This is a genomic window from Streptomyces albidus (ex Kaewkla and Franco 2022) (assembly GCF_013870515.1).
GTDB classification, from domain to species: Bacteria; Actinomycetota; Actinomycetes; order Streptomycetales; family Streptomycetaceae; genus Streptomyces; species Streptomyces albidus.
Genome location: NZ_JACBXA010000269.1, coordinates 1 through 7,347, shown reverse-complemented (window position 1 = coordinate 7,347; position 7,347 = coordinate 1). Strand labels below are relative to the sequence as shown.

Annotated in this window: 7 protein-coding genes; 5 read left to right on the top strand and 2 right to left on the bottom strand. The window is 72.1% G+C overall.

Annotation, left to right across the window (positions count from 1 at the left end):
• On the bottom strand, positions 1-236 hold a 236-nt coding region (locus tag H5J26_RS31690), incomplete at its 3' end, for an ABC-ATPase domain-containing protein (protein WP_328514955.1).
• Positions 237-538: 302 nt separating this feature from the next.
• Here H5J26_RS31690 and H5J26_RS26230 point away from each other — a divergent pair.
• The gene (locus H5J26_RS26230) at positions 539-1,519 is read left to right on the top strand and encodes a carbohydrate kinase family protein (RefSeq protein WP_181768449.1); all 981 of its coding nucleotides are present in this window, start codon (positions 539-541) and stop codon (positions 1,517-1,519) included.
• 78 nt (positions 1,520-1,597) lie between these two features.
• On the opposite strand, the gene H5J26_RS26225 is transcribed toward H5J26_RS26230, so the two are convergent.
• Positions 1,598-3,295 carry an acyl-CoA dehydrogenase family protein gene (locus H5J26_RS26225; RefSeq protein ID WP_181768448.1) on the bottom strand — a complete coding sequence of 566 codons (1,698 nt, stop codon included), beginning with the start codon at positions 3,293-3,295 and terminating at the stop codon, positions 1,598-1,600.
• 18 nt (positions 3,296-3,313) lie between these two features.
• Here H5J26_RS26225 and H5J26_RS26220 point away from each other — a divergent pair, with 18 nt between their 5' ends.
• The 4 genes from H5J26_RS26220 to H5J26_RS26205 form a co-directional block, all read left to right on the top strand.
• A complete protein-coding gene (locus H5J26_RS26220; protein WP_181768447.1) occupies positions 3,314-4,441 on the top strand; it encodes a YihY/virulence factor BrkB family protein in 1,128 nt (375 codons plus the stop codon).
• A 357-nt stretch (positions 4,442-4,798) separates the two neighbouring features.
• Positions 4,799-5,992 carry a ribosome small subunit-dependent GTPase A gene (gene rsgA / locus H5J26_RS26215; RefSeq protein ID WP_181768446.1) on the top strand — a complete coding sequence of 398 codons (1,194 nt, stop codon included), beginning with the start codon at positions 4,799-4,801 and terminating at the stop codon, positions 5,990-5,992.
• A 44-nt stretch (positions 5,993-6,036) separates the two neighbouring features.
• Positions 6,037-6,615, top strand: a complete 579-nt coding sequence (locus H5J26_RS26210; RefSeq protein ID WP_181768445.1) for a hypothetical protein — start codon at positions 6,037-6,039, stop codon at positions 6,613-6,615.
• A 172-nt stretch (positions 6,616-6,787) separates the two neighbouring features.
• On the top strand, positions 6,788-7,347 hold a 560-nt coding region (locus H5J26_RS26205), incomplete at its 3' end, for an MFS transporter (protein ID WP_181768444.1).

The following is a 7,347-nucleotide window of genomic DNA, read 5'->3' as shown; positions in this document are numbered from 1 at the left end:
TTCGACCCGGACACCCCGCTCGAGGAGACGCCGGCCGGGACCCGGAGCGCCACCCGTGCGGGCGGTGCGAAGGGGTCGGCCTGCGCCCGTACGAGCTGGAGGGTCTCACCGGTGGCCTCGGCGCCGGGCAGCTCCCAAGTGCCGACGAGGCCCTTGTACCGCCCGTACGGTGCACCCTCCAGCCCTTTGATGTGCTGCTCCAGGCCAGAGCGTGGTGCGCGCTGCTCACGTCGCACTCCGTTCGCCCCTTTCCTGTGTGGACTGCTGTCTGCGACGGGACGATACATAGCGCGTGAAGGGGACCCGCAGCCGGTGCTCCGGGCGCCGCTGAGCCGGGGGCGACGCGCGGCACGGCTTTGCGCTGAGACCGTCCGCGTGCCTCGCGTGCCCGTTTCCGGTCCGTTCGCCGTACACCTGCGTTGACAGGGCAACGGGCGGCTGTTGGACTCCAGCGCGAGCCCGCGCGCAAGCCGCGCATCACGCTGTGCGTCCGAGCCGGAGCCCACCGCCGAGCAACCGAACCGTGAGGTCCCCACACATGAGCGCGCCAGCATCTCCCGCCGACGCGAACGCCGGCGCCGCGCCCGTCGCCGTGCTCGGCGAGTGCGTCGCCGACGCCTTCGTCAGGCCGCCGGCCACAGAGGCGGGGACTCCCGCGATCGGGCTGGACGTGCTGCCCGGCGGCGGCCCCGCGAACACGGCTGTCGCGCTGGCCCGGCTCGGCACCCCGACGCGTTTCCTCGGACGGCTCTCCTCCGACGTCTTCGGACGGCTCTTCCGCAGCCATCTCTCCGACTCCGGCGTGGACTTGAGCCGTGCCGTCGCGGCCGACGAGCCGAGCACGCTCGCCGTCGCCGACCTCGACCCGGACGGACGCGCCGACTACTCCTTCCACGCCGAGAACACGGCCGACTGGCAGTGGACCGGGCAGGAGCTCGCGAGCGCCGCGGAGGGCCCGGTCGCCTGCCTGCACACCGGTTCCCTCGCGCTCGTACGGCAGCCGGGGGGCGGGGCGGTCGAGGAACTGCTCGCGGACGTACGGGAGCGGGCGACGGTCTCGATCGACCCCAACGTGCGCCCCCTTCTCGTCGACCCCGCCGTCTACCGCAGCGCACTCCCGCGTTGGTGCGCCGCCGCCGACATCCTGCGGCTCTCCGACGACGACCTCGCCCACCTCGTGCCGGAGGGCACCTCACCGGAGAAGGCAGCGGACACCTTCCACGCGGACGGTGCGCGCCTCGTCGTCGTCACTCTCGGCGCGGACGGCGTCTTCGCCTCTCTCGACGGGGAGCGGCTTCGCGCGGCAGCGCCGCCGGTGACGGTCGTCGACTCCGTCGGAGCGGGCGACTCGTTCATGGCGGGCTTCCTGCACTCCCTGTACGGCGCCGGCACGCTCGGCGGCCGTCTCGACTCGCTCCGGCGCGAACAGGTCGCCGACGCCCTGGACTTCGGCGCCCGCGTGGCGGCCGCGGTCTGCGCGGTACGCGGCGCGAACCCGCCCTGGGCGAGCGAGCTCTAACGCTTTCCCTCTGCGAACCGCACGCAGGGCCCGGCACGGCGAGTGCCGGCCCCTGCGTGCGGTGTCCTGAGACGAGTCCTAGGACGAGACCGGGCGGGCCCGCTCCACGATCGAGGAGAGGTCCAGCGTGTGCGGCAGCGTGCCGAAGGCCGCGCCCCAGTCGCCGCCCAGCCGCGAGGCGCAGTACGCGTCGGCGACGGACGAAGGTGCGTACCGCACCAGCAGAGAGCCCTGGAGCACCTGGGCCATGCGCTCCACCAGACGCCGGGCGCGGGCCTCGATGCCGTCCAGGTCGGACAGTTCGGTCAGCAGGTCCTTGGTCGCGGCGTCCAGCCTGTGGTCGGCGCCCCGGGCCTTGCCGATCTCGGTGAGGAAGGCGTTCAGCGCCTCCGGTGAACGCTGGAGCGCACGCAGCAGGTCCAGCGCCTGCACGTTGCCCGAGCCCTCCCAGATCGAGTTGAGCGGCGACTCGCGCAGCAGCCTGGGCATGCCCGACTCCTCGACGTACCCGTTGCCGCCCAGGCACTCCAGGGCCTCGCCGACCAGCGGCGTACAGCGCTTGGTCACCCAGTACTTCGCCGCCGGCACGGCCAGCCGCAGCAACTGCCGCTCCTGCTCCGCGCCCTCGCCGCCGCTGTGGGCGGTGTCGAAGGCGGTGGCCAGCCGCATCGCGAGCGCAGTCGCCGCCTCCGACTCCAGCGCCAGGTCCGCCAGCACGTTCTGCATCAGCGGCTTGTCCGCCAGCAGACCGCCGAACGCGCTGCGGTGCGCGGCGTGGTGGGTGGCCTGTGCGACGGCCTGACGCATCAGCGACGCCGAGCCCGTCACACAGTCCAGCCGGGTCGCCGCGACCATCTCGATGATGGTGGCGACACCGCGCCCGACGTCGCCCACGCGTCGCGCCCACGTCGTGCCGTCGAACTCGACCTCGCTGGAGGCGTTCGAGCGGTTGCCGAGCTTGTCCTTCAGGCGCTGCACGCGGAAGGTGTTGCGGGTGCCGTCCGGCAGCACGCGGGGCACCAGGAAGCAGGTCAGGCCCTGCCCTTCGGCGTCCGCTCCCTCGCCGGGCACCTGGGCCAGCACCAGGAAGACGTCCGACATCGGCGCGGAACAGAACCACTTGTGCCCGGTCAGCGCGTATTCGCCGCTCTCGGGGCCGGTCCCTCCGATCGGCACGGCGACCGTCGAGTTGGCCCGTACGTCGCTGCCTCCCTGCTTCTCGGTCATGCCCATCCCCGCGATGGCGCCCGCCTTCGCGGAAGCCGGCCGGTCCAGGCCCGGCTCGTAGGTGTGCGAGGAGAGCAGCGGTTCCCACTCGGCGGCGACCGAGGCCTCCTTGCGCAGCGCGGGCACGGCGGCGTGCGTCATCGACACCGGGCAGCCGTGCCCCGCCTCGACCTGCGTCCAGACGTAGAAGCCCGCCGTGCGGCGCAGTTGCCCGTCACCCCGCGACCAGGCGTCCGTCAGACCCGCCCCGACCGCGCGGTCCAGCAGCTGGTGCCAGGCGGGGTGGAAGTCGACCTCGTCGATGCGATTGCCGTAGCGGTCGTGCGTACGGAGCACGGGCGGCACCTCGTTGGCCTGCCTGCCCCACTCCTGAGCCTGCGCCGAACCGGCGCTGCGGCCCAGCTCGCTCAGTTCGGCGCGTACCTCCTCGGCCCGTTCGGGCGCGGCGTACCGGGCGACGGCTTCGACGAGGGCCGGGTCCGCCGTGAAGACGTCGTAGTCGACAAGGGGAGGCGGCTGATTGGTCACGGTGTGAGTGGAGGCTGGCATGGCAGATACGTTAAGGAGGTGCAACCAGCCGACGAAACCCCACAACGCCAGAGCGGACGCTTCCGCAGAGCGCGAGTCATCTACCGCAACGTCCCCAAGCGCAAGATGGCATGGCTGTTGCTCAAGGACACCGTCAACTCCTGCATCGAGTACCGGGTGCTCGGTCTCGCGGCGGAGGCGGCGTTCTTCACGCTGATCTCCATCCCGCCGCTGCTGCTCGGCCTCATCGGGCTGCTCGGCTACCTGGACACCTGGATCGGCACCGACACCATCGACTCCATCAGGCGCAACTATCTGGACGCCTCGGCCGCCGTGCTCTCCGACCGCGGGGTCAGGCAGCTGGCTCGTCCGCTCATCGACGACGTGATCCGCGGCGGACGCCCCGACGTGATCTCGCTCGGCTTCGCGCTGGCGCTGTGGTCCGGGTCGCGGGCCGTGAACGTCTTCATCGACACCATCACGGTGATGTACGGGCTGGACGGGCAGCGCGGCATCGTCAAGACACGGCTGCTGGCCTTCCTGCTCTACCTCGTCGCCCTGCTCATCGGTGCCGTGGTGCTGCCGCTCATGGTCGCGGGCCCCGACGCGGTCCTGCGGCTCGTCCCTCAGGCGCAGTGGCTGGTGACGTCCTTCTACTGGCCGACGGTGCTTCTGCTGTGCGTCGCCTTCCTCACCACGCTCTACCACGTGTCGGTGCCGGTGCGTTCACCCTGGCGGGAGGACATCCCGGGCGCGCTCGTCGCGCTGGTGATGTGGGTGCTGGGCAGCGCGCTGCTGCGGCTCTACATCACCAACACCGTCGAGGGGCCTACGATCTACGGCTCGCTGGCCGCCCCCGTCGCCGTGCTCCTGTGGATCGGCGTCTCCGCCTTCGCCGTACTGGTGGGGGCGGCGGTGAACGCAGCCATCGACCACGTGTGGCCTTCGGTGGCCACGGCAGCTGCCCGCCGGATGAACGAGCGGGCACGCGAGGAGGCCGCGGCGGAGGTCGTCGCGGCGGCCGCGGCCCGTCGAGCCATGCGCAGCGCGGAGAGCACCGGCGGGGAGGACACGGAGGACCCGCCCGCCGAATTCCCCGAGCGCTGGACGAAGTTCCTGCCGCACGCCGACGTACGGGCCCGGCTGCGCTCACGCCGCGACCGCTGAACGGCGTCCGAGGAACCTCCTTCACGGGAGGTCGGCCCGTCCTGAGGCGAGGGGGGCCCGTCCTGGGGTGAGGGGCCGCCCGGTGCGCGGAAAAACCGGTGGCCGCTTCCCGCGGCCCTCGCTAGAGTCCCTTCAGCCCAGTGGGCGGCCCGGGTGTCGTATGCCCCGGGTCGTTCCGGAAGCCGAGCAGAAGCAGGAGGTGAAGACCGATGGCCGTCGCCGTGGTGGGCGCTGCCCGCATCCCGAAGCCCGCTCTTCCCACCTCCGTGGTCTCCGGCTGACCTGCACCCGACTCTGTCCGCGCCCCGTGCGCGGAGGGCGCCGCCGGGCCACCCTTCCCTGAAGGGTTCACCGCTCGTGAAGTCACAACGCTCCGCGCGTACTTCATCTTCGTCACCGTCCACCGCGCCGACCTCCGGCTCGTCCACCGACTCGACCTCCACCGGTCCGCACCCCGCGCATCCGCTCGCCCGCTACGGCTGGCACGCGGACGTCGCGGACGCGTTCGCCCCCTACAAGGACGAGGGCCTCGTCCCCGCCCGTGTCGTACGCGTCGACCGGGGCCAGTGCGACGCGGTCACCGCCGAGGGCGTCGTGCGTGCGGACACCGCGCCCGTCGCCACTCCCGATCCCACCCGCACCATCTGCACCGGCGACTGGGCCGCCCTGCGACTCGACGGGCCCGGCGGCATGCCGGAGGTGCGGGCGCTCATGCCGCGCCGTACGGCGTTCCTGCGCTCCACCGCCACCAACCGTTCGGAGGGCCAGGTCCTCGCCGCCAACGTCGACCACGCGCTCATCGCCGTCTCGCTGGCCGTCGAGCTCGACCTCTCACGCGTCGAACGCTTCGTCGCACTGGCCTGGACGAGCGGTGCCCAGCCGCTCGTCGTCCTCACCAAGGCGGATCTCGTGGACGACCCCGACACACTCGGCCAACTCACCGCCGACGTCGAGGAGTCCGCCCCCGGCGTCCAGGTGCTCACCGTGAGCGCGGCCGCCGGAGAAGGACTCGACGTGCTGAGCGCCGTCATCGGCGGCGGCACCTGCGTGCTGCTCGGCCAGTCGGGCGCTGGCAAGTCCACGCTGGCCAACGCGCTGCTGGGGGAGGAGGTTCAGGACGTACGCACGACGCGCGACAGCGACGGCAAGGGGCGGCACACCACGACCACCCGTGACCTGCTGCCGCTGCCCGAGGCCGCCGGTGGCGGTGTCCTCATCGACACCCCCGGGCTGCGCGGAGTCGGCCTGTGGGACGCACAGGACGGCGTCGGCCAGACCTTCGCCGAGATCGAGGCCCTGGCCGGGGAGTGCCGCTTCCACGACTGCCGGCACGAGGCCGAGCCCGACTGCGCGGTGCTGGCAGCCGTCGAGAACGGCACGCTGCCGCACCGGCGGCTGGAGAGCTACCGCAAGCTGCTGCGCGAGAACACCCGCCTCGCTGCGCGTACGGATGCGCGCCTGCGAGCGGAACAGAAGCAGCGCTTCAAGCAGATGTCGGCGCTCGGCCGTCACATGGCCGAACGAAAGCGGGGTGTGCAGCGCAAGCCCTGACCTGTGATCCTGTGGCCCGACCGCCATCAACGGAAGGGCCGCCGGTGACGACGTTCGGACGTCGCGATTTCCAGTTCGTGCTGCTGCGAAGGATGGCGGACTTCCAGCAGGACCTCGTCGAGGAGGCCCTCGGGCGACTGGGCGCGGGGCGCGCGGAGATGCGGGAGGCCAACCGCCGCTGGCAGGCGATGCTCCACTCCGCGCGCACCCGCAGCGCGGTCGGCCGCTACCGGTCCGTCCTGGGGCCGCCCGAGCAGCACGCCCGGCAGAAGATCGGCGACCTGGACTGCGAGGTGCTGACCTGGGAGCTTCCCCTCTGGCCAGAGCTGCGGTTCCAGGTCGTCACCGTCCCCGGCGGAGGGGTCGTCAACGAGTGGCTCGTGCGTGCCCCGGGTGCGACGGCCCCGGCACTCCGTACGGTGCAGGACCTGACTCCCTGGTCCTGCACCGTCGACGAGGTCGCACGCGCCTTCGCCCCCGCGCAGCCCATGGAGGGGTCCGCGCCCAGCCGCTGGCGGCTCGGCTTCGTCGCTCCGGATGCCGCGGGGGTGCCGCAACAGGTGATCGCCGAGTTCACCTGGGGGTTGCTTCAGCGGCTGCCGGAGGTCCGGCCGCTTCCGTGACGGTTCGGGGGTCGGGCCGGCTCGTGGAGGACGCGCCGGCGAGCCGGAAAGCGCAGAAAACACAGTGCCGTGCACCGGCCCGACGCCGTAGGCTGAACGCATGACCTGGCGACATTGATTCTCAACGGAAGCTTCTTCGACACCCGCTGCTCCGGCCCGGCCGACAGCGGTCGTGCGGCTTGTCCGCAGCCTCTACGCGTACGCCTTCCTCGAAGACCTGATCCTGCTCTATCCGGTCTACGCGTTGCTGTTCGCCGAGAACGGCCTGTCCGCGGCCGAGATCTCCTCGCTGTTCATCATCTGGTCGTGCGTCACCTTCGTGCTGGAAGTCCCGTCCGGCATGTGGGCCGACCTCTTCTCCCGCCGCAAGCTGCTGGCGCTGGCACCGCTGCTGAGCGGCGCGGGCTTCGGCGTGTGGACGTGGGCGCCGTCCTATCCGGCGTTCGCGGCCGGATTCGTGCTGTGGGGCGCGGGCAGTTCACTGTGTTCTGGGACGCTCCAGGCGCTGGTGTACGAGGAGTTGGCGCGCGCGGACGCCGCCGGCTCGTACGTCCGGTACATGGGCCGCTCCCAGGCGCTCGGCACCACGGCGATGATGGCCGCGACCGCCCTCGCGGGACCCGTGCTCGGCGTGGGCGGCTATCAGGCGGTGGGCACGGCCAGCGTCGTGGTCTGCCTCTTCGGCGCGCTGGTCGGCTGGTGCTCGTGGAGGACGCGCCGGCGAGCCGGAAA

Bases quoted from the DNA above. Each gene is read 5' to 3' on its own strand.
- H5J26_RS26225 (WP_181768448.1), bottom strand. From the start codon at position 3,295: ATGCCAGCCTCCACTCACACCGTGACCAATCAGCCGCCTCCCCTTGTC.
- H5J26_RS26230 (WP_181768449.1), top strand. From the start codon at position 539: ATGAGCGCGCCAGCATCTCCCGCCGACGCGAACGCCGGCGCCGCGCCC.